General features: G+C 68.1%; 27 protein-coding genes. 19 read left to right on the top strand and 8 right to left on the bottom strand.

Annotated features, from left to right (window positions below):
- The first annotated feature begins 6 nt into the window (after positions 1–6).
- The 9 genes from NF4_RS18505 (at position 7) to NF4_RS18465 (ending at position 7,527) form a co-directional block, all read left to right on the top strand.
- Positions 7–795, top strand: a complete 789-nt coding sequence (locus NF4_RS18505; RefSeq protein ID WP_063128561.1) for an SDR family oxidoreductase — start codon at positions 7–9, stop codon at positions 793–795.
- 56 nt (positions 796–851) lie between these two features.
- The gene (locus NF4_RS18500; RefSeq protein WP_063128560.1) at positions 852–2,528 is read left to right on the top strand and encodes a thiamine pyrophosphate-binding protein; all 1,677 of its coding nucleotides are present in this window, start codon (positions 852–854) and stop codon (positions 2,526–2,528) included.
- 4 nt (positions 2,529–2,532) lie between these two features.
- Positions 2,533–3,123, top strand: a complete 591-nt coding sequence (locus NF4_RS18495; RefSeq protein ID WP_063128559.1) for an alpha/beta fold hydrolase — start codon at positions 2,533–2,535, stop codon at positions 3,121–3,123.
- Positions 3,116–3,343 (top strand): recombinase-like helix-turn-helix domain-containing protein, encoded by a 228-nt coding sequence (locus NF4_RS18490; RefSeq protein ID WP_063128558.1) that lies wholly within the window; start codon positions 3,116–3,118, stop codon positions 3,341–3,343. Before NF4_RS18495 ends, NF4_RS18490 begins: the two co-directional genes overlap by 8 nt.
- Position 3,344: 1 nt before the next feature.
- Positions 3,345–4,430: a Rieske 2Fe-2S domain-containing protein gene (locus NF4_RS18485; protein WP_063128557.1), complete on the top strand. Its 1,086-nt coding sequence runs from the start codon at positions 3,345–3,347 to the stop codon at positions 4,428–4,430.
- A complete protein-coding gene (locus NF4_RS18480) occupies positions 4,427–4,768 on the top strand; it encodes a hypothetical protein (protein WP_063128556.1) in 342 nt (113 codons plus the stop codon). The genes NF4_RS18485 and NF4_RS18480 overlap by 4 nt, the downstream gene beginning before the upstream one ends.
- The gene (locus tag NF4_RS18475; protein WP_063128555.1) at positions 4,765–5,205 is read left to right on the top strand and encodes a RidA family protein; all 441 of its coding nucleotides are present in this window, start codon (positions 4,765–4,767) and stop codon (positions 5,203–5,205) included. Before NF4_RS18480 ends, NF4_RS18475 begins: the two co-directional genes overlap by 4 nt.
- A 9-nt stretch (positions 5,206–5,214) precedes the next feature.
- On the top strand, positions 5,215–6,342 hold the full coding sequence (locus NF4_RS18470; RefSeq protein ID WP_063128554.1) for an FAD-dependent monooxygenase: 1,128 nt from the start codon (positions 5,215–5,217) through the stop codon (positions 6,340–6,342).
- Between the two features lie 144 nt (positions 6,343–6,486).
- Positions 6,487–7,527, top strand: coding sequence for a phosphotransferase family protein (locus NF4_RS18465; protein ID WP_063128553.1), 1,041 nt, complete (start codon positions 6,487–6,489; stop codon positions 7,525–7,527).
- Positions 7,528–7,681: 154 nt separating this feature from the next.
- Here the strand turns inward: NF4_RS18465 and NF4_RS18460 are convergent, their stop codons facing one another.
- A complete protein-coding gene (locus tag NF4_RS18460) occupies positions 7,682–8,302 on the bottom strand; it encodes a TetR/AcrR family transcriptional regulator (protein WP_063128660.1) in 621 nt (206 codons plus the stop codon).
- Between the two features lie 98 nt (positions 8,303–8,400).
- Here NF4_RS18460 and NF4_RS18455 point away from each other — a divergent pair, with 98 nt between their 5' ends.
- Together NF4_RS18455 and NF4_RS18450 are read left to right on the top strand one after the other, a co-directional pair.
- Positions 8,401–8,868, top strand: a complete 468-nt coding sequence (locus tag NF4_RS18455) for a nitroreductase family deazaflavin-dependent oxidoreductase (protein ID WP_198165370.1) — start codon at positions 8,401–8,403, stop codon at positions 8,866–8,868.
- Between the two features lie 261 nt (positions 8,869–9,129).
- On the top strand, positions 9,130–10,044 hold the full coding sequence (locus NF4_RS18450; RefSeq protein ID WP_063814625.1) for a tyrosine-protein phosphatase: 915 nt from the start codon (positions 9,130–9,132) through the stop codon (positions 10,042–10,044).
- 123 nt (positions 10,045–10,167) lie between these two features.
- On the opposite strand, the gene NF4_RS18445 is transcribed toward NF4_RS18450, so the two are convergent.
- From NF4_RS18445 to NF4_RS18430, 4 genes are all read right to left on the bottom strand, one after another.
- Positions 10,168–11,451: an SAM-dependent methyltransferase gene (locus NF4_RS18445; protein WP_063128552.1), complete on the bottom strand. Its 1,284-nt coding sequence runs from the start codon at positions 11,449–11,451 to the stop codon at positions 10,168–10,170.
- Positions 11,452–11,625: 174 nt separating this feature from the next.
- Positions 11,626–12,498: a sugar phosphate isomerase/epimerase family protein gene (locus tag NF4_RS18440; protein ID WP_063128551.1), complete on the bottom strand. Its 873-nt coding sequence runs from the start codon at positions 12,496–12,498 to the stop codon at positions 11,626–11,628.
- Complete coding sequence (locus NF4_RS18435) at positions 12,495–13,685, bottom strand: dihydrodipicolinate synthase family protein (RefSeq protein ID WP_157120432.1); 1,191 nt, start codon at positions 13,683–13,685, stop codon at positions 12,495–12,497. The genes NF4_RS18440 and NF4_RS18435 overlap by 4 nt, the downstream gene beginning before the upstream one ends.
- Positions 13,682–14,845, bottom strand: coding sequence for a Gfo/Idh/MocA family protein (locus tag NF4_RS18430; protein WP_063128550.1), 1,164 nt, complete (start codon positions 14,843–14,845; stop codon positions 13,682–13,684). The genes NF4_RS18435 and NF4_RS18430 overlap by 4 nt, the downstream gene beginning before the upstream one ends.
- A gap of 176 nt (positions 14,846–15,021) precedes the next feature.
- On the opposite strand from NF4_RS18430, the gene NF4_RS18425 reads away from it, so the two are divergent.
- The 6 genes from NF4_RS18425 to NF4_RS18400 all read left to right on the top strand — a co-directional run bounded on the left by NF4_RS18425 (position 15,022) and on the right by NF4_RS18400 (position 20,632).
- Positions 15,022–16,062, top strand: a complete 1,041-nt coding sequence (locus tag NF4_RS18425) for a LacI family DNA-binding transcriptional regulator (protein ID WP_063128549.1) — start codon at positions 15,022–15,024, stop codon at positions 16,060–16,062.
- Positions 16,063–16,188: 126 nt separating this feature from the next.
- The gene (locus NF4_RS18420) at positions 16,189–17,061 is read left to right on the top strand and encodes an ABC transporter permease (RefSeq protein WP_063128548.1); all 873 of its coding nucleotides are present in this window, start codon (positions 16,189–16,191) and stop codon (positions 17,059–17,061) included.
- A 44-nt stretch (positions 17,062–17,105) separates the two neighbouring features.
- Complete coding sequence (locus tag NF4_RS18415; RefSeq protein WP_063128547.1) at positions 17,106–18,146, top strand: ABC transporter substrate-binding protein; 1,041 nt, start codon at positions 17,106–17,108, stop codon at positions 18,144–18,146.
- A gap of 12 nt (positions 18,147–18,158) precedes the next feature.
- Positions 18,159–18,962, top strand: a complete 804-nt coding sequence (locus NF4_RS18410) for an ABC transporter ATP-binding protein (RefSeq protein WP_063128546.1) — start codon at positions 18,159–18,161, stop codon at positions 18,960–18,962.
- Positions 18,963–19,003: 41 nt separating this feature from the next.
- Complete coding sequence (locus NF4_RS18405; protein ID WP_063128545.1) at positions 19,004–20,152, top strand: glycerate kinase; 1,149 nt, start codon at positions 19,004–19,006, stop codon at positions 20,150–20,152.
- A 186-nt stretch (positions 20,153–20,338) separates the two neighbouring features.
- On the top strand, positions 20,339–20,632 hold the full coding sequence (locus NF4_RS18400; protein WP_063128544.1) for a DUF427 domain-containing protein: 294 nt from the start codon (positions 20,339–20,341) through the stop codon (positions 20,630–20,632).
- On the opposite strand, the gene NF4_RS18395 is transcribed toward NF4_RS18400, so the two are convergent.
- The gene (locus tag NF4_RS18395; RefSeq protein ID WP_501193527.1) at positions 20,608–21,078 is read right to left on the bottom strand and encodes an RsbRD N-terminal domain-containing protein; all 471 of its coding nucleotides are present in this window, start codon (positions 21,076–21,078) and stop codon (positions 20,608–20,610) included. The genes NF4_RS18400 and NF4_RS18395 overlap by 25 nt on opposite strands.
- Before the next feature lie 148 nt (positions 21,079–21,226).
- Here NF4_RS18395 and NF4_RS18390 point away from each other — a divergent pair, with 148 nt between their 5' ends.
- A complete protein-coding gene (locus NF4_RS18390) occupies positions 21,227–23,197 on the top strand; it encodes a neutral/alkaline ceramidase (protein ID WP_063128542.1) in 1,971 nt (656 codons plus the stop codon).
- Between the two features lie 130 nt (positions 23,198–23,327).
- Here NF4_RS18390 and NF4_RS18385 read toward each other — a convergent pair whose 3' ends face one another.
- Positions 23,328–24,533 carry a lipase family protein gene (locus NF4_RS18385; RefSeq protein ID WP_063128541.1) on the bottom strand — a complete coding sequence of 402 codons (1,206 nt, stop codon included), beginning with the start codon at positions 24,531–24,533 and terminating at the stop codon, positions 23,328–23,330.
- Positions 24,534–24,912: 379 nt separating this feature from the next.
- Positions 24,913–25,440 (bottom strand): MarR family winged helix-turn-helix transcriptional regulator, encoded by a 528-nt coding sequence (locus NF4_RS18380; RefSeq protein WP_063128540.1) that lies wholly within the window; start codon positions 25,438–25,440, stop codon positions 24,913–24,915.
- Between the two features lie 97 nt (positions 25,441–25,537).
- On the opposite strand from NF4_RS18380, the gene NF4_RS18375 reads away from it, so the two are divergent.
- Positions 25,538–25,882 carry a DUF1801 domain-containing protein gene (locus tag NF4_RS18375; protein WP_063128539.1) on the top strand — a complete coding sequence of 115 codons (345 nt, stop codon included), beginning with the start codon at positions 25,538–25,540 and terminating at the stop codon, positions 25,880–25,882.
- Positions 25,883–26,009 lie beyond the last annotated feature (127 nt).

Here is a 26,009-nt window from a genome sequence, read left to right as displayed (position 1 = left end):
CCCTCGATGGATCTGCAACTCACCGGCCGCACCGTGGTCGTCACCGGCGCGAGCTCCGGGGTGGGCCTGGCGACGACCCGGATGCTCCTCGCCGAGGGCGCCCGGATCGCCGCCTGCGCCCGCGATCTGGACCGGTTGCGCGCCGCGATCGATTCGGTCGGCGATATCGATCCCGCCGCGGTGCACCTCGCGGCCTGCGATGTCACCGACCGCGCCGAGGTCGAGGCCTTCATCGGCTCCGCCGCCGACCGTTTCGGCGGTATCGACGGACTGGTGTGCAATGCCGGTCGTTCCCTGATGGCGCCGCTGGCGCAGACCTCCGACGAGCAGATCCGCGCGGAATTCGACCTGAAGATCTTCGGCTCCTGGAATCTGGTGCGCGCGGCCCGCGGTGCGCTGGCCGCCGCGGACCGCGGCGCCGTCGTCAATGTCAACGCGATCCTGTCCCGGCAGCCCGAGCCCCGGCTGGCCGTCACCTCGGCCGCGCGTGCCGCGCTGCTCAACCTCACCCACTCCATGGCCGAGGATCTCGCCGCGGACGGAACCCGGGTGAACTCCGTGCTGCTCGGGCTTGTCGACACCGGCCAGTGGCGTCGCCGGTTCGAGACCTCGGGGACCGCACTCGACTACGACGCGTGGAGTGCGGAGATCGCCGCCGACCGCGGTATCGCGCTGGGCCGGTTCGGGACCGCCGCGGAGGTCGCGTTCCCTATCGTCACCCTGCTCTCGCCACTGAGCGGCTACACCACCGGCACCAGCATCGACGTCGGCGGTGGCGTCGGCCGTTACATCTGACCATCAGCCCGGCCCGGCGGATCCGCCGTTCCCAGATCTCTCCGGAGGACACACCAATGACGACCACCGACAGCCCCGGCGCGAAGGAGCCCACCGGCGGCGATGTGCTCGTCGCCGTGATGCGCAGGCACGGCATCGATACCGCCTTCGGCGTGATCAGCATCCACAACCTGCCGCTCGTCGAGGCGGTGGCGCGGGAGCTGGACTTCGTGGAGGTGCGGCACGAGGCGGCGGCGGTCAACGCCGCCGACGGCTACGCGCGCGCGACCGGAAAGATCGGTGTCGCGATCACCAGCACCGGGACCGGAGCCGGCAATGCCGCGGGTTCGATGCTCGAAGCGCTGACCGCGGGTAGCCGGGTGCTGCATGTGACCGGCCAGATCGAGAGCGAGTACCTCGGTTCCGGCGGGTCGACCCGCGGTGTCATCCACGAGGTGCCCAAACAGCTGCAGATGCTCGATGCCGTCTCCCGCTATGCGGCGACCATCGAGCGCGCGGAGGATGTCGAAGCGGATCTGGAAACCGCCATCGCCCATATCCTGGCGGCTCCGCAGGGCCCGGCCAGCGTGGAATGGCCCTCGGATCTGCAGTATCTGGCGCGTCCGGCCGATCAGCGCGGATATGAGCCGCCGGTCTTCGACGTGCCGGTACCGGAGCGCGACGCGATCGCCGAGGCCGTCGCGTTGCTGTCGGCGGCCGAGCGGCCCCTGCTCTGGGTGGGCGGGGGAGCGGCCGGCGCGAAATCCGAGCTGACCACTCTACTGCACACCCTCGGGGCGGGGCTGCTGACCAGCAACTCGGGGCGCGCCATCGTGCCCGAGGACGACCCGCTGGTGATCGGGAACTTCGCGACGGCGCCCGAGGTCGCGTCACTGCTCGCGGACGCCGACCTGCTGCTGTCGATCGGCACCCACTTCCGCTCCAACGAGACCAAGAGCTACCACCTGCGGTTACCGGTCACCCAGATCCAGATCGATGTGGACCCGGCGGCCATCGGCCGTATCTATCCGGCGAAGGTCGGCCTCGTGGGTGATGCCGGAACGACCCTCGCGGCGATCAACGACGGCCTGACGAGCACTTCAGTGGACCCGGGGTGGTCCGGCCGGGTCACCGACACCAGGGTGGCGGTCCGCGCGGCGCTCACGGCCTATATCGGCGGGTACGCGGAGATCTGCGAAGGGATGCGGTCGGTACTGCCACGCGAATCCGTGGTCGCGCGCGATGTGACCATCCCCTCCAGTCAGTGGGGCAACCGATTGCTGCCCTTCTACGAACGCGAGACCAATATCTTTCCCCTCGGTGGTGGTATCGGACAGGGGCTGGCCATGGGGATCGGCGCCGCGCTCGGCCGGCCCGAGGTGCCCACCGCCGTGATCGCCGGGGACGGCGGTCTCGCCGTACACCTCGGCGAACTCGCCTCGCTCGCCGGCAGCGGCGCCTGGTGCGTCGTGGTGATCTTCAACGACGGCGGTTACGGCGTCCTGCGGAACATGCAGGCGGCCAACGGCTTCGACCGGTCCGGTGTCGACCTGTTCACGCCCCGGTTCGATCTGCTCGCGGCCGCACTCGATATGCCCTACACCCTGGTGCAGGGTCCGGGGCGTTTCGCGAAAGCGTTCGCGGACGCGGTGGCGACACGCGGTCCGGCGATCGTCGAGGTCGACGTGGCCGCGGTCGAACCGCCGCCCGGTCCGTTCACACCCCCGGTGCACATCCCGGTCCGGGAGGGCTGATCCGATGACCGGTAACGAATGGGACGACGACACCCCGATGCACGCCCTGGTGTGCCTGCACGCCGGACCGGATCCGGCCCGCTGGTTCGCCGACCAGGTCGAAACGCTCGGCGCGATCGCGCACCGGTCCCGGGCGCTGGACGCGGCCTACCCGGAGCACGTCGACGCCTGGGCCGACGAGGTGGCATCCGCCGTGACAGCCCTCGGCCACGACCGGGTGCACCTCCTGGCCACGGGCGCCACCGCATACGGCGCCATAGCCCTGGCCGGCCGGTACCCCGCGCTCGTCACCAGCCTGGTGCTCGGCGACCCGGACGTCGACCCGGACGCACCCGGGTACGGCGAACTCCTGGCGCAGGTGGTCGCCCCGACCCTGGTGATCGCCTCGGTTCCCGACGAGCGCGTGGATATCGCGCACGCCCAGAGCATCGCCGGTGGGATCGACAACGGGGTGTTCGTCGTCATCGACGGCGCCGCGATCCCGGCCCACCGCGAACGTGCCGCCTCGTTCAACGAATGGGTTACCGCGTTCACCGTCATCGCCGAAGGTCTCGATGCCATGGCATCGCCGCAACAGGAGAAAACCAATGCCTGACACCACCGAGCACTACCTCGAGCCCAATCAGACACACCCCGAACCGATCAGCCCCTACGAGACCAAGCTGTCCGGTTCGATCATGGAGATTTTCGGCCGGGGCACCCACGATCTGCCCGGGCTGATCGCCGGACTGAACGATCTGGGCCTGCACGCACCCGGCGGGCAGGCCTGGACCGAGGACAATTTCCGCGCCGAGATGCGACGACTGGGAGACTGAGATGACCACCGCGACCACATCCGCCCCGACCGCGACCGGCGGTTCGAAGAAGCGCGCAGTCGGTGTCCGCAAGGAGATGACCGCCGCGGATATCGCCGCCGCCGGGCTGCGCGACCGGTGGTATCCGATCCTGCCCTCGCGCATGGTGAAACCCGGTGAATCCAAGAAGGTCACCCGGCTGTCCGTCGACTGGGTGCTCTTCCGGGATCCGCAGGGGTCCGTCCATATGCTCGAGGACCGCTGTCCGCATCGCAGCGCGCCGCTGTCGGTCGGTCAGCATCTCGGTGACCGGCTCGCCTGCAAATACCACGGTGTCCAGGTGGATGGCACCGGCACCGTCGTCTCCGTGCCCGGTATGCCCGGCTGCGCGCTCGAAGGTAAGCGGGCGACCGTGTCGTTGCGCGTCGTCGAGGCCGCCGACACCATCTTCGCGTTCGTGCCGCTGACCCACGATTCCGAGCCCACGCCGTTCGTCCTGCCCGACCGGCTCACCGACGAGGCCGTGTCCTGGTTCCCGAACTTCGCGGAATGGGCGGGGCCGTGGCGTTTCTATATGGACAACGTCCTCGATCCGATGCACGGTGCGTTCCTGCACCGCGATTCGCATTCGATGTTCGGCGGCGACACCTCGGCGCGCTTCCGGATCCGGGAAACCGACCGCGGCTTCTTCTTCGAGAAAACCGATCAGGTCGGCGTGAACTTCGACTGGGTCGAGTACGTGCGCGGATCCATGGACTATGTCGACCTGGAGATCCCCTACGCGCCGAACGCCGGCCCCGGCGGCGTTTTCGGCATCGTCGGTATGGCCACGCCGATCGATACCGAGAATTCCGCGATTTTCCACTGGCGCACGCGCCGCGTCGACGGCTGGGAGCGTGAGGTGTGGCGCTTCCTCTACCGCACCCGGCTCGAGGCCCGGCACTGGGAGGTGCTCGAACAGGACCGCGAGGTGCTCGAGGCACTGGCCGCCGACGCCGATCACGAAGAGCACCTGTACCAGCACGATCTCGGTGTCTCGCGGATCCGCCGCATCTACCGGGCGGACGCGAGGAAACAGGCGGCGATTCTGGCGGGCGAACCAGTATGAGCGCGGCCCGGGCGGATTGCACCGACACCATGATGCTGACAGTGTTCCTGCGGCACGACCAGTCGCAGAACCTGGAGCAGATCCAGGGCCGGCTCGACGAGGCCGGCTGGTGGCAGCACTTTCCGCCCGCGGGCTGCGAGGTCGTCTCCTGGGTGGTCGCGATGGGCGTGGGACAGATCGTGACACTGCGGCTACCGGTGGCGCGGCTCGCCGCTGTCAATGTGGAGCTGGAACGGCGGGCGTGGGGTGTGTTCCACACCGACTTCTACCCGACCTACGACTTCGTGCCGGTGCGCGAGCGGCTGATCCGCGAATCCGGCGAGCGGCGCGGCGCATGACCCGGGTCGCGGCGGAAACGGTCGCGGAAGCGCCGCGGCCGGGCATGTTCAGCAACGCCAGGGTGCACGGCGATCAGTTCTTCCTGTCCGGTATGCATGCCGGTGGGCCGGGCGGGATCGTCGGCGGCGCAGACATCTACCTGCAGGCCCAGGAGGCGTTCCGGCGGGTCCGGGCGCTTACCGAGGCCTGCGGGGCCGTCGTGGACGACATCCTCGTATTACGCGTCTATCTGACCGATATCGCCGACCGGGCAGTGGTCGGCAGGGCGCGCTCCGAGGTGTTCTCCGGCGACTTCCCGTGCTCGACGCTCGTCGAGGTGTCGGCGCTCGTCGAGCCCGGCCTGAAGGTGGAGATCGAGGCCCAGGGGGTCATCGGGTCACACAGCGGCACCCGATCCGCCGCCGGTTCGGATCGCACGCACACTCTCGAAAGTTGAGGAAGAATCATGAGCAAGGCACCGAGTGTGGCCGTCTGCGGGGCGGGTATCGGCGGTCTCACCGCGGCCCTCGCGCTCCGGAAGATCGGCATCGACGCGCAGGTCTTCGAGCGGACGAGCCGATTCGCCCGGGTCGGCGCGGATATCAATCTCACGCCGAATGCCGTCCGGGCGCTCGACGGTCTCGGTCTGGGTGCGGCGCTGCGGGATTCGGCGGCCCGGCCGCAGTTCCGGATCAGCCGGACCTGGGATACGGGCGCGGAGACCTCACGGCTCGAGATGGGCTCGTCGGCGGAGGTACGTTACGGGTCACCGCAGCTCACCCTGCACCGCGGTGATCTCATGTCCGCTCTCGAGTCGGCGCTGCCGAGCGGCAGCGTATCGCTGGGCCGGCAGGTCGTCGATGTCCGCGACGGGGCCGTCCATTTCGCCGACGGCGGTGTGCATCGAGCCGACGTGATCATCGGTACGGACGGTATCCATTCGGCCGTCCGCACCGCGTTGTTCGGTCCGGAGCACCCCACCTTCACCGGTGTCGTGGCATTCCGCGCGGTCGTCCCGGCGGCGGCGGTCGCCGCGGTGCCGAATCTGGACTGTTTCACCAAATGGTGGGGGCCGGACGCCGCGACGCAGATCGTGACGTTCCCGCTGGGCCAGGGCAAGGACATCTTCATCTTCGCCACCTGCGCGCAGGACGAGTGGACCGAGGAGTCGTGGACGACGCCCGGCAGCGCCGACGAACTGCGCGACCTGTACCGGGACTTCCACCCGGAAGCGCGCGCCCTGCTCGACGCCTGTGACGACGTCCTGAAATCCGCGCTGTACGTGCGTGATCCGCTCCCCGCGTGGACCGCGGGCACGGTCACACTGCTCGGCGACGCGTGCCATCCGATGATGCCGTTCATGGCGCAGGGCGCGGGGCAGGCGATCGAAGACGCGGTGGTGCTGGCGCGCTGCCTCGGGTCGGACGGCTACGCCGGCGTGGCCGCTGCTCTGGCCGGGTACGAGAACACCCGGATGGACCGGACCGCACGGATCCAGCGCGGCTCCCGGTCCAACGACTGGCTGAAAACGGCGGGCAACGGTGACTGGGTGTACGAGTACGACGCCTGGAATGTGCCACTGGTCGGCGCATAGGAACGCCGGCCGTCGCGCGCTAGGAACGGTGCGCGTTCGCTATATGGGGCACTAGCGGTAAACGTCTCATATATTGCAGACTGGGCGGAGGCAGGACGACCGTGCTGCGGTACCGGTGGCCGAACCCGAGGAGATGGTGAGTCGATGAGCGACGACGGAAGTGAGCTACCGGAGGTCCCGAGTGTCGCTGCCGGTATCGATGCCGAGCGGGTCACCGCCTGGTTCGCCGAGCACGTCCCCGCGGTCGCGCCGCCCCTGCGGTTCGAGCTGATCACCGGCGGCCGGTCCAATCTCACCTACCGTGTCCGCGACGGGTCCGGCGGCTGCTGGGTGCTGCGCCGACCGCCCACCGGGCACGTCCTGGCCTCCGCACACGATGTCGTCCGTGAGTTCCGGATCCTCGATCTGCTCGCCGGCAGTCCGGTTCCTGTTCCGCCGGTGCTGGGCTGCTGCACCGACCACGCCGTGACCGGCGCCGATTTCTACGTCATGGAGAACGTGGAAGGTATCGTTCCCGACGACGCGGCCGCGGCCGCCGCGATCCCGCGGGAGAGTCGCGCCACCACTTCCCGTGACATCGTCGATACGCTCGCCGCCGTCCACGCCGTCGACACCACCACCGGGCCGCTGGCCGAGCTGCGCAGACCCGGTAGCTATCTGGAACGCCAGCTGCGCCGCTGGCACCGTCAGCTCACCGCCGGCGGCATCGGACCCGGACCCCTTCGGGAGGTCCACGACCTCCTCGCCCGGCGGATGCCGGACGAGCGCTGGACCGGGATCACCCACGGCGACTTCCGTCCGGGCAACCTGCTGATCGGGCCCGACGGTACCGTCCGGGCCGTGCTGGACTGGGAGCTGTGGACCGTCGGCGATGTGATGGCCGATATCGGCTGGCTCACCGCGGCCTGGACATCGGCCGAACCGTTCGGCTGGGCTCCCGACCCCGCCGAGGGCTACCTCGATATCGACACGGTGCTCTCACGCTACGCCGACGCCACCGGCCGGGCCCTCGACGACCTCGCCTACTACCAGGCGTTCGCGCTGTGGCGGCTGGCGGCCATCGCGGAGGGAGTGGCCGCGCGTTTCCGCGCCGGAGTGATGGGGGCGCAGGATATCGACGTGACGGAGCTGTCGGAGCGGCCCGCCCGGCTGGCCGAATCCGCACGCGCGGTACTCATCGGCTGAACGGTCGGCGCAACGGAATTCCCGCACCGGGGTCACCTGGTGCGGGACGTAGACGGCCGGGTCCAGGTCCGGATGGTCGACCGGCGATCGGCGCGACCCGGTACGACTGTGCGGGTTCCGGCACCAGGGGAGGGGTCGGCCGGAACCTGCCCGGTCAATCCGGCAGCAGGCTGTCGACCAATCCGCGGGCGAACTCGTCCGCGGATTGATCATCGAGATGTTCGCCCTCGAACTCGATCAGGAACGCGCGCTGGAAACAGGCGCCGAGCAGCAGCGCGGCGAGCGCGTCGGGTAGTGCTCGCTCGGTGAGCCTGCCCAGCCGCTGCTCGGCGCGCAGGTAGTCGGCGAGTGCCGAGAGCGCCAGATGCGGGCCCAGACCGGTGGCGCTCAGGGCCTCCTGGTGCCGGGCCAGGAGCTCCGGTTGGGCGAAGGCCGCGCCCAGCATCGGCGCGAGGCCTCGGTAGAACGGCAGTGCGCGGGCGGCGACCTCCTGTAGTAGGACGCGGACAGTGCCGGTTCCCGCGCGGTCGGCCAGTCCGGCGAGGTGGCCGACGAAATCGGTGGGCAGCCGTTCGCGCATGACAGTGAGGAACAGGTCCTCTTTGTCCTGGAAGTGCTTGTACAGCGTGGCCTCGGAAAAACCCGCGGCGCGGGCGATCTCCTTGGTGGTGGCGTGGGCCAGGCCGCGTTCGCTCATCACCGCCGCGGCGGCATCGAGGATCCGGATACGGGTCGACTGTGCCCGGGGCGATGCCCCCGCCGTCGCTGGGCTCATCCAGGTCCGCCTCCTCGCGCTGATCATGTCTTGACAGGGTAGCAAGTACTCACTCATGATCGGTGAGTAAGCACTTACTTACCCTGAGAGGGTGTTTCATGTCGAACCAGCAACGCAAGCGACGCCTGGTCAATGCGGTGAACTTCGTGATCATCGCGCTGCAACGAGTCGGTATAGCGTTCGGGCCCATGCACTTGCTGACCGTCGCCGGAAGGCGGACCGGCCGATTGCGCACGTTCGCGATCGCGGTGGTGGTGGTGGCGGGTCAGCGCTATATCGTGCAGGCGTTTCCGAAGGCCGCCTGGGTGGCGAACGCTCGTGCGGCCGAGCAGGTCACCCTGACCCGCGGTCGTCGCTCGACGCAGGCGCGACTGGTGGAACTACCGGTCGAGAGCCGCCGCCCCGTGCTGCGCCGGTTGGTCGAGGAGAGCCCGGCCAGTGTCGGGAAGCGCTACGCCGACAACGGGTTGTCTTCGAGTCCGGCACCCGACGATGTGGCCGCCAGCGCGGAGCGCATCGCGGTGTTCCGGGTCGTCGATCGGGGCGATGATCTGAACGTCGGCTGACCGAGCGCGCGGACCGGGCCCGGACCGATCTGTGGCGGTAACCCGAAGCTTCCCGGAATCGGTTCGCTTAGAACCTGCCCATTGATCGGGAAGACCGGGATCAGGAGCCGCCGGGTGTCCCTACGGTGTGAGCCGCACCACCGTCCCGGCCGTGACCGGGCGCATCGCGTTCGCTCCGGTGGACCGGGACGGTGTGCTGCGCCCGCTCGTTGCCGGAACCCCTCGGCCGGCTCGGCTCACGCTCGAAAGGAAAACCCGGTGATGTTCTCACTTACCGCCCGCGGTGTCTTGGCCGCTTCCGCCGCTGTCCTCGTCGGTGTTCTACCTCTCACGATCACCCCGGCTCTGGCCGGCCCGGCGGTTCCCGCGCTCGAGGCACCCGGAAAGTCGGACCGGGCGCTGGGTTTGCCGCATGCGCCCAATGCCCGCGATATCGGCGGCTACCCGATACGGGGCGGGAACAAAGTGCGGTTCGGCGTTGTCTACCGCGCCGACGCCCTCGCGAAATTGGATCCCGGCGAACAGCAGAAACTAGTGGACCTGGGTATCACCCGCGTGATCGACTTCCGCAGTCCGACCGAGGTGTCCCAAGGGCAGGACCGGCTTCCGGCGGGGGTACGGCGCACCGAATACCCGGTGTACGACGCGCAGAACGATCTCTACGTGATGATGAACCAGTTGATCGCCGGCGGCCCCGAGGCGCAGCGGGCAGCACTCGGCGACGGCAAGGGCGCCGAGTACATGCGGAACTACTACCGCTGGCTCGTCACCGACCCGACCTCCCGCACCCGGTTCGCGGCGGCGCTGCGCGATATCGCCACGGAACCGGGCGCGGTGCTGTACCACTGCACCGCGGGCAAGGACCGCACCGGGTGGATGACCGCGATACTGATGTCCGTGCTCGGCGTACCCGACGGGCAGATCTATCAGGACTATCTGCACTCGAACGACAATCTGGCCGCCGGGAACAAAGCACTGATGGACGCGCTGGTGCAGCAGGGCCTGGTCGAGGATCCGACGCTGTGGGAGCCCGTGCTCGGTGTCCAGCGCGATTTCCTGGACGCCGCGTTCGATCAGGTACGGCAGTCGTTCGGCTCGATGGACGACTTCGTCAGAAGCGGTCTGGGTGCCGACGACGCCACTCTCGCGGCGCTGCGAACGAAACTGGCCGGCTGATCAGGCAGGCTCGGGCCGATATTCAGTGGGCAGCACGCTCTTGCCGACCTGTTCGTCCTGGCGGGAAGCGGGTCGGCGAGGGGCTGAACAGCGACCGGGAAAAGATGCACCGCTCCGCACCGGCTAACCCCAGGCACGCCGTGTCGCGGGCATATCGGCATTCCCCGTTGCTTCCGGTACCACCCCGAGCACCTGGTGGATTCCGAGTCCGCCGTCCTCGAAGCCCAGTGCGGAGGCCGCCATATAGAGCCGCCACACTCGTGCTCGCCCTTCGCCGACGAGGGCGACCGACTGTTCCCAACCGTTTTCCAGGTTCGCAACCCACTGTCGAAGGGTGCGCGCGTAGTGCTCGCGCAAGGCCTCCACGTCACGAACTTCGAATCCGGCGCGTTCCATGGCCAATACGACCTCGCCCACGTCGACGAGTTCACCGTCCGGGAAGACATAGCGCCCGACGAAGGAGCGATTCCGCATGATGGAGCCGCCCGGCGAGGAGATGGCATGGTTGAGCAGCCGGCCGCGCGGGCGCAGCAGGGCGCGCAGGATGTCGAAGTACGCGGCGGCGCGTTGGGAACCGACGTGTTCGAACATGCCGATCGAGGAGATGGCGTCGAACTCCTCGCCGCGTAGGTCCCGATAGTCGGCAAGCCGGATCTCCACACTGCCCGCCAGCCCGGCGTCGGCCACTCGCCGGCGGGCGAGCTCGACCTGGGCACTGCTGATGGTGACACCGACTACCTGTGCCCCATAGGTCGACGCCGCATGTATCGCCATGGATCCCCAGCCGCATCCCACGTCGAGTAAGCGCATGGCCGGCTGCTCGGCCAAGCCCAATTTGCGGCAGATCAGGTCGTGCTTGGCGCGCTGGGCGTCCTCCAAGGAGCCGTCGTCGTCCGGGACGAACCGTGCGCAGGAGTAGGTCATGCTCGGTCCGAGCACCAGCCGGTAGAAATCGTTGCCGACGTTGTAGTGATGGCTGATCGCCGCCGCATCGCGACGTTTGGTGTGCAACGGTCCGCGCTGCGGTCGCGCCTCCTCCGGCGGTCGCGCCGGGCGGCGACCGAGCGCTCCGAGCTGCCGCGCCGCGGCGAGGGCCTGCCGGGCCGCCCCGAGACCGAGGCGGGTGTCGTTCACCGCGGTCGACTGGAGTGCTCGAAGCATGTCGAAGATGTCGCCGTCGAGATCCACCGTGCCGGAGACGAACGCCCGCGCGAAGCCGAGTTCGCCGGGTGCCCAGATCAGGTGGCGCAGCGCGTCCGCGGATCGCACGCGCATCGTGCCGGGGATCTCACCCGCGGGTCGGATCGTGCTGCCGTCCCAGAATTCGAACCCCACCGCGGGGTGCGGGCCCAAGGTGGCTCGCATCAGAGGTTCGAACGCGGCGGCGATCGTGGCCTTGTCACCCATCCGACCACTATGGCCCGCGGCGCGCCGCCGGTGGGGCAACGACGCGGGCCATCCGTGCACAGGTCGAGGCTGCGGTGCCCGCCGATAAAAGAGCGGTCCGCCCACACCCGGTGGGCTGATCGGCCCGACACCGGCCCACGACTGTCCACTCCTGGCCGGACTACTGTGTCCGGTTCAGTCCACGAGGGACGGAAGGACCAGATCTCGGTAGCGCTGCTTCATCGTCTCGATCACTTCGTGGCCGTCGGCGGCCCATAGTGCGGCATTGAAGATTTCGACCTCGACGTCGCCGCGGTAACCGGCGGCGCGAACCCACTGCCCGATGGTCGCGAAATCGATGACGCCGTCGCCCATCATGCCGCGCGACAGCAGCGGATCGGCGGTCATCGGATTCAGCCAGTCACACACCTGATACGAGCTGATCCGTCCGGCGGCCCCGGCCTGTGCGATCTGCTCTGCCACGGCAGGATCCCACCAGATATGGAAGGTGTCGACGACGACGCCCACGGTCTCCGCCGGATACGGCCGCGCCATCGACAACGCCTGCGCCAAGGTGGAGATCACCGCACGGTCGGCACAGAACATCGGGTGCAGCGGTTCCAGGGCCAGGCGGACACCGCGCTCGGCCGCATACGGGACCAGCTGGGCGAGTCGTTCGTCCACCCGCGCCCGCGCGGCGACGAGATCCCGGTCCGGTATGCCGCCGACCACCATCACCAGTTCCCGCGTGGCCAGTGTCGCCGCGTCGTCGATGGCGCGGCGGTTGTCGTCGAGTGCCGCCTGCCCGTCACCGGGCTCGGTCAGGAAGCCGCCGCGGCACAGGCTGGAAACACGCAACCCCGCGTCGGCGACGATCTTCGCCGCGGCGGCGGCACCGATTTCGTCGACCCGATCGCGCCACAGCCCGACCGCGCCGAGTCCCGCCCGGGCAGCGCCGTCCACCGCCTCGGTGAGGGTCCACCGTTTCGTCGTCGCCGTATTCAGCGACAGCGACCGGTACGGATCCGCAAGATCGAATGGTGTGTGCCGTGCCGCAACCGATGTCATGAGATCGATCCGTTCAGTTCGAGGTAGACCCGCATCCGGTGCGCGGCCAGTTCCGGGTCCGACAGCAGGCCGGCCTTGTCCGCGAGCCGGAACAATTCGGCCATATGAGGGACGGAGCGGCCCGTGGACAGTCCCGCCACCATCGAGAAACCCGGTTGCTTGCCGTTGAGCCACGACAAGAACGCGATACCCGTCTTGTAGTAGTAGGTCGGTGCGGCGAAGATATGCCGCCCGAGTGCCTGGGTGGCGCCGAGGATCTCCGACGCACGCGTCATATTCCCGTTGTCGAGTTCCTGGAGCGCGGTGGACGCGGCCGGGTAGATCGCCGCGAAGATACCCAGCAGTGCATCCGAATGCCCCTGGGCGTCGCCGATGATCAGTTCGGGATAGTTGAAATCGTCGCCCGTGTACAGCCGTACCCCGTCGGGCAGTGCGCGTCGCAGTGCGATCTCGTGTGCCGCGTCGAGCAGCGACACCTTGACGCCGTCGATCTTCGATCGGTTGTTCTCGACGAGCGTGCGGAAGGTCTCGGTGGCGGTATGGATATCGGCGCTGCCCCAATATCCGTGCAGCGCGGGGTCGAACATGGTGCCGAGCCAGTGCAGGATCACCGGCCGATCCACACCGGCCAGCAGTTTCTCGTAGACGGCGAGGTAGTCGGCGGCGGAGCGGGCGACCTGTGCGAGTGCCCGCGAGGCCATCAGGATCACCTGGGCTCCGGCGTCGGTCACCACGTCGATCTGCTCGCGATAGGCATCGACGATTCGGGCGAGTCCGGCCGATCCGGCGGGGAGTCCGGCGAGGTCGAGCTGATCGGTTCCGGCTCCGCAGGCGAGCCTGCCACCGACCGCGGCCGCCTCGGCGCCGGATCGCCGGATCAGTTCCGCGCTCGCTTGCCAGTCGAGGCCCATACCGCGCTGTGCGGTGTCCATGGCATCGGCGACACCGAGCCCGTAGGACCACAATTCGCGCCGGTAGGCCAACGTCGCGTCCCAGTCGAGGCCTGCGGGCGCGCCCGGTGTGTTGTCGCCGGTCACCCGCGGAATCACATGCGCGGCAGCGAAGGCCACGCGCGAGGTGATCGGCCGCGCCGGTCGCGTCCACCTACCCGGCGCACCGAGAACGTACGGTTCGAGCCGGCCGTCCGTGGGCAGTAGGACCGACATACCCGTGGATGTCGCGGTCACAGCGTGACCTCCGGGATCTCGATCCGGCGGCCTTCGGCGGAGCTGCGCAGCCCCAGTTCGGCCAGCTGAACACCGCGGGCGGCGGAGAGCATCCCGTAGCGGTGCGGTCGTTGGTTCACCACATCGGTGAGGAACTCCTCCCACTGCAATTTGAAACCGTTGTCCAGATCCGCGTTCGCGGGGACTTCCAACCATTGCTCACGGAACGGCTCGGTGACCGGGAGATCCGGATTCCAGACCGGCTTGGGCGTGTGCGAGCGATGCTGCGCGACGCATTTGCGCAGGCCGGCGACGGCGGAGCCGTGCGTGCCGTCGATCTGGAACTCGACGAGCTCATCGCGGTACACACGCACCGCCCACGACGAGTTGATCTGTGCGACGACGCCGTTCTCCATCTCGAAGATGCCGTAGGCGGCGTCGTCGGCGGTGGCGGGATACGGCTTTCCCTGTTCGTCCCATCGGGTGGGTATATGGGTTGTCGCCTTCGCGGTGACCGCCTCGACCTTGCCCAGCAGGCCCTCGAGCACGTAGTTCCAGTGGCAGAACATGTCCACGACGATGCCGCCGCCGTCCTCGGCCCGGTAGTTCCAGCTGGGTCGCTGGGCGGGTTGGCCGTCGCCTTCGAAGACCCAGTACCCGAATTCGCCGCGCAGCGACAGGATGCGGCCGAAGAAGCCTTCGTCGACGAGCCTGCGCAATTTCACCAGGCCGGGCAGGTAGAGCTTGTCGTGCACGACTCCCGCGGTGACGCCGGCGTTCGCCGCCACCCGGGCGAGTTCGACGGCCTCGGCCAGCGTTTCCGCGGTCGGCTTCTCGGTGAAGACGTGTTTGCCCGCCTTCATCGCCGCCGCGAGCGCCTCGGCGCGACGGGAGGTGACCTGCGCGTCGAAGTAGATATCGATGGACGGATCGGCGATGACGGCGGCGGCGTCGGTGCTCCATTCGGCGATACCGTGCTGTTCGGCGAGTTCGGCGAGCTTGGCGGCGTTGCGGCCGACCAGGACCGGCTCCACCAGGACGCGGGTGCCGTCCGGGAGCAGCAGCCCACCGCCATCGCGGATCGGCAGGATCGATCGCATCAGGTGCTGGCGGTAGCCCATGCGACCGGTGACGCCGTTCATGGCGATGCGGAGCGTGCGCGGGGCAGTGGAATCGGGCATTGGTCTGTGCCTCTTCTGATTTGCGTGGCTGACGACCGCAGAATGGGTCGTGGACGATGCGGATGGACCCGCATACGTCGAGTGGACGAGTCAGCGTCGGAATGCGCTTTCCAAGCTATGCTAGTCCCGAAGTCCGGTCAACCCCCACGCCTGACGAGAGAACGAGGCACCTGGCCATGGCGGCTGTGAGATTGCAAGATGTCGCGACCCGGGCGGGCGTCTCCCTGGCGACCGCGTCCCGGGTGCTCAACGGTTCGTCGCGGGTGCCCGGCGAAGGTGTCGCCGACCGGGTGCGCGCCGCCGCCGCCGAACTGGGATATGTGGCAAATGCCCAGGCCCAGGCCCTTGCGCGGGCTTCGACCGGACTGATCGGACTCGTCGTGCACGATATCGCCGATCCGTACTTCTCCTCGATCGTGCAGGGCGTCCAGGCGGCCGCGCGCCGGGCGGGCAAACTCGTCCTGCTGGCCAGTACGCAACGCGATTTCGATATCGAACGCGAATCCGTGAGTACCTTCATCTCGCACCGTGCCGATGCGATCATCCTGGCGGGGTCACGCCAGAGCGGAGATCTCGACCGCGATCTCGAGAAGGAATGCGCACGGTATCTGGACAACAGCGGCAAGGTTGTCGTGATAGGGCAGCCGCTGTCCTTCGGTGCTGCCGTGGAACCCGAAAACTACTCGGCCTCAGCGGAATTGGCGCACGCCCTGCTGGAGCAGGGGCACCGGGATTTCGCCGTCATCGGCGGGCCGGGCAATATCAGGACCGCTGTCGACCGGCGCAACGGCTTCGTCGAGGCGCTCGCGACGCGGGGCGTGACACCGCTGGTGGAGATCGCGGGGGACTTCTCCCGTGACGGGGGCGCCGGTGCCGCCCGTCGCCTTTCCGCCGCGTTGGACCTGCGCCCGGGGCGGGCCGGCAACGTCGCGCCCTGCGTTTTCGCGGTGAGCGACGTAATGGCGATCGGGGCGATCGCGGCGTGGCGTGAGCTGGGCCTCGCGGTCCCCGACGATGTCTGCGTCGCCGGGTTCGACGATATCCCGACGCTGCGTGATCATGTGCCCGGTCTGTCGACGGTGGCGCTGCCGCTGGTGGAGATCGGCGAGCGTGCCGTCCGGCTCGCGCTCGACGACTCCGCGACGGCCGCGCATGTCCACGAATTCGTACCCGGACGCGTGATCCTGCGCGAAAGCAGTGTTCCGCGGACCGCCTGAACTGGGAAAGTTACGAACCCTTGACACTGTGGGTCCGGTCACACTAGCCTCGGTGGCAGCTTCGGAAAGCGCATTCCCAGCGGGTGTAGTGCGAACCCCGCTCCACTACTAGCTTTAGGACTCCAGATGGCGGTAGTCACGTCCGTCGAGGCCGGTTCCTCCCCACCGAAAGCGGCGCAACCCGTCCGTACGCGGCGCCGGAAGCTCCCCTCCCCCTCCACTCTCTGGTCGACCGTATGGCGGCCGCTCGCCCTGGTGGCGGCGCTCGTCGTCGCCTGGTGGGCCGTCACCGAGTTCGAGCTCGTCGAGCCCTACATTCTGCCGTCGCCGGCGGATACCTGGCGCACCGCCGCCGACAACTCGGCATACCTGCTCGAGAACACCTGGGTGACGACCTACGAAACAGTGGTCGGCTTCATTATCGCCGCACTGATCGGCGAAGCCGTCGCACTGGTGATGATCTACTCGCGTGGTGTCGAGCGAACGATGTACCCGCTGATCCTCTTCGCGCAGGTCATCCCCAAAATCGCGATCGCCCCGCTGTTCATCGTATGGCTCGGGTTCGGCACCAGCCCCAAGATCCTCGTCGCCGTACTGATGGCATTCTTCCCGATCGTCATCGCCGGTATGGCGGGGCTGCGCTCGGTGGATCCCGAAATCCTCGAGCTCACCTCGACCATGGGCGCCAGTAATTGGAAGACGTTCGTGAAGGTTCGTTTTCCGGCGTCGCTGCCACAGTTGATGTCCGGCCTCAAGATCGCCGCCACCCTCGCGGTCACCGGTGCCGTCGTCGGCGAATTCGTCGGCGCGAACGAGGGGCTCGGCTACGTGATTCTGCAGGCCAACGGGAATATCGACACAGCGATGCTGTTCGCCGCCCTGATCATCATGTCCGTACTGGGCATCATCCTGTTCGCGATCATCGAAATCGCCGAGCAGTTCCTCATTCCATGGCATGCCTCCCGTCGATCCACGGCCTCGGCCGTCGGCGCGGCATGAGCACGCCGAACCACCGCATACGCGCCACAGCTGGAGAAAGTCGCATGAAATTCGGATTTCGCACACTCACGACGATCGGCGCCGCCGCGGTGGCATCGGTCCTGGTATTGACCGGCTGCGGGGGCGGTGGCAGCGCGGCGAAGGATCCCGGTACCGACGGGAAGACCACCGCGGTGTCGCTGATGCTCAACTGGTATCCCTATGGCGAGCACGCCCCGTTCTACTACGGGGTGCAAGAAGGGATATTCGCGAAGCACGGTATCGATCTGCAGATTTCGGCCGGCCAGGGCTCGACCAAAACCGCACAGGCGACCGGTTCGAAGCAGACCGACTTCGGCTGGGCCGATACCCCCGCCGTCCTCAGCAATATCGATAAGGGCGTCAAGATCAAGAGCGTCGGCGTCTACCTCCAGACCACGCCCTCGGCAGTGCAGGTATTCGCCGATTCGAATATCCGGACACCGGCCGATCTGGCGGGTAAGACCATTGCCGTCTCCGCGGGTGACGCGCCGACCACGACCTTTCCGGTCTATCTCGACAAGGCGGGCGTTCCGGCGGATCAGGTGACCCAGCAGAGCCTCGACTCGGCGGGCAAGATGTCGGCGATGCTCTCGGGTCGCGTCGACGGGCTCATCGGATTCGCGCACGACCAGGGCCCCACCATCGCGAACAAGAGCGGCAAGGAGGTCCGCTATCTACGGTATTCCGACCAAGGCCTGAACTTCTTCAGTAACGGGCTGATCGCGAACGAGGCCACCATCGAATCCTCGCCCGAACTGGTACAGGCCATGGTGGATGCGACGAGCGAGGCCTTCGCTGCCGCCGTCGCGAACCCGGAGGCCGCGGTCGCCGCGATGGAAGGTAAGGACCCGCAACTGCCGCCGCGGCAGGTACTGCTCCAGCAGTGGCAGCAGACGATCCCGCTGCTCAGCACCCCGGAAACCGCCGGCAAGGCCCCGGGAACCAATTCCGAAGCGAACTGGCGCGCCACCATCGACGTTCTCAGCAGCGCCAAGCTCCTCGACAAAGCCGAGGAGCCGGCCAAGTACTGGGACGCGAAGTTCACACCCACCGGCAAGCCGTGAGCAGGTGACGATATGAGCACACCCACCGACACCATCGCGGGCACCGATACCGCGGTCGCGGTAGCCGACCTGACCGTACGGTTCGCGTCCAAGCGCGGCGAGGTCACCGCACTGCACGACGTCGACCTGCAGGTCCGCCGGGGCGAATTCGTCTCGATCGTCGGTCCGTCCGGCTGCGGCAAATCGACGCTGCTGAAAGTCGTCGCCGGTCTCACCGATCCGAGCGGGGGCAGTGTCGAACTCGGCGGCGCCCCCGTCCGTGGGCCGCAGCGCAATATCGGCTATGTATTCCAGCGCGCCGCACTGCTGGAATGGCGGACCGTACGCAGGAACATCCTGCTCCAGGCCGAGATGCGCGGCCTGAACAAACGGGCGGCCGCGGCCGAATGCGCGCGTCTGATCGAGATGACCGGGCTCAGCGGATTCGAGGACGCCCTGCCGCACGAACTCTCCGGCGGTATGCAGCAGCGGGTTTCGCTGTGCCGGGCCCTGCTGCACGAACCGGAAGTGCTGCTGATGGACGAGCCGTTCGGCGCTCTCGACGCGCTCACCAGGGAACGGATGAACGTCGAGCTGCACCGGATCTGGCGGGAAACGGGCACCACGGTACTGCTGGTCACCCATTCGGTGGCCGAGGCCGTATACCTCGCCAACCGGGTGGTCGTGATGAGCCCGCGGCCGGGCCGGATCATCGAACAGCTCGACGTCGATCTGCCCGCGCACCGGAACTACGCCACGACGATGGAGACGCCGGAATTCATCACGGTCGCCAACCGGGTCCGGGATCTGCTCGGCGCGGTGGCGCAAGCGGACTGATATGTCGATCCCCGCCGACTCACCGACAGGAAGCCGACAGCGTGAGGGTTCTGGTTGCCCCGGACAAGTTCAAAGGAAGCCTCTCCGCCGCCGAGGTGGCCGACCGGCTGGCGGAGGGCTTGGCGGCGGCGGGGGCCGACAGCGACAGATTGCCGCTGGCCGACGGCGGTGACGGCAGCGTCGACGCCGCGGTAGCGGCCGGTTTCGCGCCGCATCCGGTGACGGTGGCCGGCGCGGCGGGAACACCGAGATACGGGCGGATCGCCGTCGGCGACGGTACTGCCGTGGTGGAGGTCGCCAACACCTGCGGCCTCACCACCCTGCCGAACGGCCGCGCACTGCCACTGGATGCGAGCAGTCTCGGCTTCGGGCAGGCCATCGCGCAAGCGTTGCGGTTCCGGCCGCACCGGTTGGTCCTCGCCCTCGGTGGCAGTGCCGGCACCGACGGCGGAATGGGACTGCTCGCCGCGCTCGGCTTCACCTTCGCCGACGCGAACGGAATACGACTGCGAGCGTGCGGGCGAAGCCTGGGCCGAGTCCACACCGTCGACTCGTCGCGGGCGGCGAAGCCGGCCGGGGTCGAGATCGTGGTCGCCGGGGATGTCACCAATCCCTTGCTCGGACCGGACGGCGCGGCGGCGGTGTACGGGCCGCAGAAGGGGGCCACCGCCGCCGAGGTGCGGTTTCTCGACGCCGGACTGAACAACCTCGTCCGAGCGTTCGCCCGCAGCGGCTACCCGGACGCGATGGCCTTCGCGGCCGCGGCCGGAGCGGGCGGTGCGGGCGGAGTCGGCTTCGCCGCGTTACTGCTCGGCGGCACGATCGTGTCGGGCGCCGAGTACTTTCTCGACTTGCTCGAGTTCGATCGGCACCTGTCCGGTGCCGACCTGGTCGTCACCGGGGAGGGAAGTATCGATGAGCAGACCGCGAACGGCAAACTGCCCGCGGTACTGGCCCGCCGCTCCCACCCCGTTCCGGTCGTTGCCGTTGCGGGCCGGAGCACGCTGTCCCCGGACCGATGGGGCGCGGCGGGATTCGCGACCATCTACTCCCTCGGCGACTACACCGACAGGGATACCGCCGGAGACCCCGAACTGACCCGGCAATTGCTGACCCGCATCGGCCGGCAGATCGGCCGCCTCCCGGCCGGGACGCCGGGAACGCGCCCACCCGTCACGCGAACCGGATGAACCAACTCGTCGGCCGGACTCGCCGGTTGTCGCCGAACCGCGGCCTACGGGCGGTTTCGAGGCGGGTTGCAGTCACCCCGGGAGTCGCCGACCCCGACGCCGCGGGCCGGGAACTCTGCCCGGTGGCGGCCGTCACGGCGACCCGCGGGATCGGGCTGCCCCGGGGTGCTGAGGCAGAATCGAGGGATGACAAAGGCAGTCGTGAACGGCGTAACGATCGCGTCCAGCGACGACACCGTCATCGTCGAAGGTAATCACTACTTCCCGCCGGACTCGTTACGGAAGGAGTTCTTCGAGCCCACCGACACGCATACGTTCTGTCCGTGGAAGGGGCGGGCCAGCTACTACACCGTGGACGTCGGCAACACCGAGCCGCTGACCGACGCGGCCTGGTATTACCCCGAACCCAAGACCAAAGCGGCCGAGATCGAGAACTACGTCGCCTTCTACAAGAATCAGGTCGAGATTCTCGACGACTGATCCACTGACAGCCCGGTGCCCGGGTGAACCCGGTGCCGTTTCCGGCAGCAGGGCGGCCCGAAGCCATCCCGGCGGGGAACACGCAGCCCGTGGCCGTGCTCATCTGCGCAGTCGGGGATCGCTGCCGCGGGCACTTCTGGCGCCCGGGCTCTCGGTGAGGCGTTGGGTACGGCCGGTCCCAGCGCTGTCGGCAAGCTCCGCTGTGCGACCTCGTCGTAGCAGATGCGCATCATGGTGTTCTGGCCCATGTGGTAGGCCCGCACCAGGAAGTTGGACGGGATATCGCGCTGCGCCATCCGCCGCGCGTATTCGACAGCTGCTATCGGCTGTTGGAGGTGATCGACCGGGATATTGCCGGCCGAGATCTCGACCATGGTGGTCACATCGGCCTGGATGCCGGCGGTCCGCAGATCCGAGAGCCGCGGATCGGCCCGGGTGTAGTCGATCGCGTGGTCGCCCGGCGCCTTCCCGATGACGGTGACCGCGAAACCGTAGATCGCGCAATACGAAACCCGACTTCGTCCTTGCTAGTTTGTCTGTGTAATGAACCCGAACCGCTGCCGCGGGCCGAATCCACAAGGACAGAAGAGGTCGATGCCGGAAACGAACTATGCGACCGACCGCCACCTGGTCGGGCGCGCCATTGCCGACATCACCGGAGAACCGGCCGAGGTCGGCATGCTCGGCTACGGTAAGGCCGATCAGAAGACCACCGGAATACACCTCCGGCTGCGCTCCCGCGCTTTCGTCTTCGTGGACCCGCTGGTCGATCGGCGGGTGCTGTTGATCGTGAACGATCTGCCGTTGATCTTCTCCAGCATCACTCAGGAGGTGCTGCGCCGGCTTGCCCAGCGCTTCGGCGACACCTACACCCAGTCCAACGTGATGCTCACCGCAACTCACACCCACTGCGGGCCCGGCGGCTATTCGCACCACCGGTTGTACAACGGCTCGGCCGGATTCCGTCCCAAAACGTTCGCGGCGATTGTCGACGGCATCCTCGAGGCGGTCGAACGAGCACACGAGGATCTCGCACCGGCCACCCTGCGCCTGGTGCATGGCGAGCTGCGTGAGGCCAGCGTCAATCGATCGCGTGCGGCGTTCGACCGGAACCCGGAGGAGGACAAGGAATTCTTTCCCGATGCCATCGATCCGCAGACGACCCTGTTGCGCATCGATCGCGAGGGCGAACCGGTCGGCGCCATCAACTGGTTCGCCACGCACGGCACCTCGATGAGCAATCGGAACACGCTGATCAGTGGCGACAACAAGGGGTACGCGGCCTACCACTGGGAGCACGTGGTCGAAGGCGTGAACTATCTGGCGGACCCGGATCCCGACTTCGTGGCGGCCTTCGCGCAGACCAATGCCGGTGATATGTCGCCCAATCTGGACGGTAGGCCCGGTGACGCCGCCGACGAGCGCGAGAACACCCGGACCCTCGGTCTGCGCCAGTACGAGGCCGCGGCGAAACTCGCCGCGGGGTATGTGCCGCGCATGGCCGGCAGCATCGATCACCGCGTCGTGCACGTCGATTTGTCCGCGGTGACCGTCTCCGCGGAATTCACCGGAGATGAGCGCGAGCACCGCACCGGGCGGCCCGCCGGGGGTGCGGCCGCCTTCGCCGGCGCGGGATATGACGGGCCCACCCACTGGAAGACCTTTCACGAAGGACGTAATCCGGGCTGGGATCTGCTGTCGCGGCTGGTGTACCGGTTCGCGCCGTCGCTCCGGGATGCGCAGGCGCCCAAGGCGATCGTGGCTCCGGGCGGGCTGCTCAATCGGCTCGGGCCCTATGTGCAAGAGATCGTTCCGGTACAACTCCTCCAGATCGGCGAGCTGTATCTGATCGGTATTCCGGGCGAGGTGACGATCGCCGCCGGACTGCGGTTGCGGCGCACGGTGGCGGCCATCCTCGGCGCCGAACCGGCCAACGTCCTGGTCGCCGGATACAGCAACGCCTATATCCATTACGTCACCACCCCTGAGGAGTACGACGCGCAGCACTACGAGGGCGCGAGCACCTTGTTCGGTCGCTGGGAGCTGCCCGCCCTGCAGCAGATCGCGGCGCAGCTCGCGACCGCAATGCACGACGGCAGCCCGGTACCGTCCGGTACCGAGGCGCCCGATCTGTCGGAGGTGCAGCGGCCTGCGAAAGCAACCCCGCCCGTGGACTTTCCGCCGGTGGGGCACGACTTCGGCGACGTGCTGAGCGAGCCCGCGCCGGCCTATCGCGCGGGGGAGCAGGTGAGCGTCGAGTTCGCCGGCGCGCACCCCAACCACGACCTACATCGCGGCAGCACTTATCTCATGGTGCAGCGGCGCGACGGGGAGCGCTGGCGAACGATCGCCGACGATGGCGACTGGTCGACCACCTTCGCCTGGTCGCGTGGCACCGCCTCGAGCTCGCGAGTCACCATCACGTGGGACAGCCCGGCCGACGCAACACCCGGCACCTACCGGATCCGGTACTTCGGCGACGCGGTGAAGTCCGGCACCGACCGCGTCCCTATCAGCGGCACCTCGCCCGAGTTCCGGATCCACGACGACGAGCAGGGCGACTGATCACCCCGGGTGCGGTAGCCGGCCGAGTCCGGCTACCGGCACCGAGCGTTTGTCGTCGCCCGGCCCCGGGTCGCCCACAGCGGTTCGTCCATCGACTGCGGGCAACCCGGGACTGTCACCAGGTGTTCCGTCAGCAGGCGACGGGCGCGGGCTCGCCGCGGACTCGGCCTTCGAGCCACGCCAGCATGGCGGGTGTGCCGGCCACCGCCGCGGACAAATGTTCGAACGAGGGGACCTGCAGCGTCTGCAATCGCACCCCGGCCGCGCACCACCGCCGGTTGGTGTTGTCGATGGCGTTGATCGGGACCAGCGGGTCGGTCGGCGAATGCCATTCGAATATGGGCATCTCCGGAACCCGGTCGTAGAGTTCCACGCTGTTCTCCTTCACCACGTCCCAGGCCTCGGGTTGTTCGAAGACAGCGGGCCCGGTGGCGAACTCGTGTGCGCTGCCACCGGCGCCGAGGGCGAGGATGTCATTGGTGCAGAGATTGGCCATCGCGTCACGCATCGCGAGACCACGCGGATTGAGATTCGCACTCACCTGTACCCGGTCGGGGTATTCCCGTTCGAGGCCGATGGCCGCCGCCATCGCCAGCCCGAAAGCCGGGTGGGGGTTGTGGCCCAGCCCCTCGGCCATCGAAACCAGGTTCATCGGGGCTCCGCCGATGGCCGCGCCCGCGAGCCGCAACTCGGGTGCGTAGGACGGTTGCAGGACGGCCGCCCACGCCGTCGCGAGGCCGCCACCGGAGTAGCCGGCCAATATCGCCGGGCTGTCCGCGACGGCGAGTTCGGGCACCTGCTTCACTGCCCGGACGCTGTCCAAGGTGATCTGGCCGCCCAGACGCCCGGCCCCGAGTGCGAAGTGCGGTCCGAGATGATCCGGCAGCGCCACGCTCCAGCCTCGCGCCAGCATCGTTCCCAACGCCGGCATGATCACCGACAGGTTCAGGTCGGCGCCGTAGAGCCGGTGCGATACCGCGCAGTCGGTGCCGAGCGAATTGATGAAATGCTGATACGACAGCAGCGGCGCGCCGGGTCGATGGCCCGCGGGAGTGGCGATCGTGGTGGTCGCCGCGATCGGCGCGCCCCGCGAATCGGTGGAACGGAACTTGATCAGCCGGACCGTGGCGCCGGGGAAGACGGCCACCGGTGGCAGGACCCGCACGCCGAGCACGTCGCCCGGCCGGTGCGCGGCCAGATCGGCGGGGGCGGCGTAGAACCGGTCGGGGTCCGGGGCCGGATAGATGGGCCCGGCGGTGGCCGGTGTCGCCACCAGCAGGGCGCATGCCACGCCGCCGAGCGCACCCAGTAACCGAACAAGGGGACGAGTCACGATCTCAACCTCCAGGAGGGGGAATGGTTCGCCGCAATTGCTGATTCGCAGCTGGAACAGATCGCTTCGGTGAGCAAGCTATCACGACAATCCGAGGTGGGACCGTATTGAAGAAAGGCGCGTTCACCTGCGAAAAGGTATGGCGTTTCCGAACTCCGTATCGGCCGGTCGCCGAGCGCCGGTGCGGCCGGTTCCGCCCCCGGGCACCGAGGCCGGACCTCACCGATCCGTCCTCGGCGTAGCGCCCGGGCGTGGCGGCCCGAAGGCCTTGGGCCGGTCGGCGAGTATGCCGAACCCGCGGCCCGGCGGGTCACTGGTGGCGTCCGGGGGCGCACTGCTCGCGGGTCGGCCACGCCCAGGCCGGCACGCCGATCACGAGCGGCTACTCGGTGCCCCGGTCGTCCGGGGCTTCCAGCGCGTGCAGCAGAGTTCGGAGGAGGTCTTCGAGGGCGGCTTGCCCGGTCTCGGGGAGTGTGGAAAGTAGTCGCGTGACATTGGCGGTGTGCGCGGTCATCGCCTCGTCCACCGTGGTGTAGCCCTTCTCGGTCAACCGGATGTGGAAACTGCGCCGGTCGTTGGGGTCGAGAGTGCGTTCGACGAGGCCGGCGGCGACCAGTCGATCGATCCGGTTGGTCATCCCCGCTCTGGTGAGCAACAGCGCGGCCGAGAGCTGTGAGGGGATGAGGGTGTACGGCTCGCCCGCCCGGCGCAGGGTCGCCAGCACATCGAATTCGCCCGGCTGGAGACCGAACTCGGTGAACACCCGCTCCTGGGCGGGGCGCAGGAGGAGGGCCGCCCGGCCGAGCCGGCCGACGATACCGATCGCGGTCAGCTCGAGGTCCGGGCGTTCCCGAGCCCAGGCGGCGATGACGGCGTCGGTGGAGTCGGGTTCGGGAGGGTTCTCACTCATGCCCGCATCCTATTCGATATCTGATAGTTTGACATCTAATAATCAGATATGTGACGATCTTCGCACGCCATCACCATCGAATTTCGCGGAGGAAACCATGAACGCCGAAGTCACCCGATACATCGACGAGTTGCAGCCCTGGCAGGCCGACGTCTGCCGGCAGTTGCGCGCCATGATCCACACGACTATCCCCGCCGTCGAGGAGCAGATCCAGTACGGCAAACCGCACTTCTCGAAGAACGGTAGCCACGCCGCGGTGATCCACGTGGCGAAGAGCAAAGTGTCGTTCATGGTGTTCAACGCCTCCGAGATCGAGGCGGTCAAGGGAGTGCTCAGGTCGATGGGCACCGGTGAACGCAAGGTCGCCGATATCCCCGAGGGGCACGTTGTCGACTACGACCTGCTCGCCGGAGTGCTGGCCGAGACGAGCGCCGGTCTCTGAGCGGGCCGCCCGCTCGGGGTCGTGGAAGCCGTCGTCCGAGGCCGAGTCACGCGCAGGTTGCTCGTCGAGCGCATGTGCTGAGGCGAGCTCGGATGTTCTCGCGGCGTATTCCGCCGAGGTTCCGGCG

The sequence above is a fragment of the Nocardia fusca NBRC 14340 genome (assembly GCF_001618425.1).
Lineage (GTDB): Bacteria > Actinomycetota > Actinomycetes > Mycobacteriales > Mycobacteriaceae > Nocardia > Nocardia fusca.
Note: the sequence above shows the minus strand (reverse complement) of the source record. Positions and strands in the feature narration are given on the sequence as shown.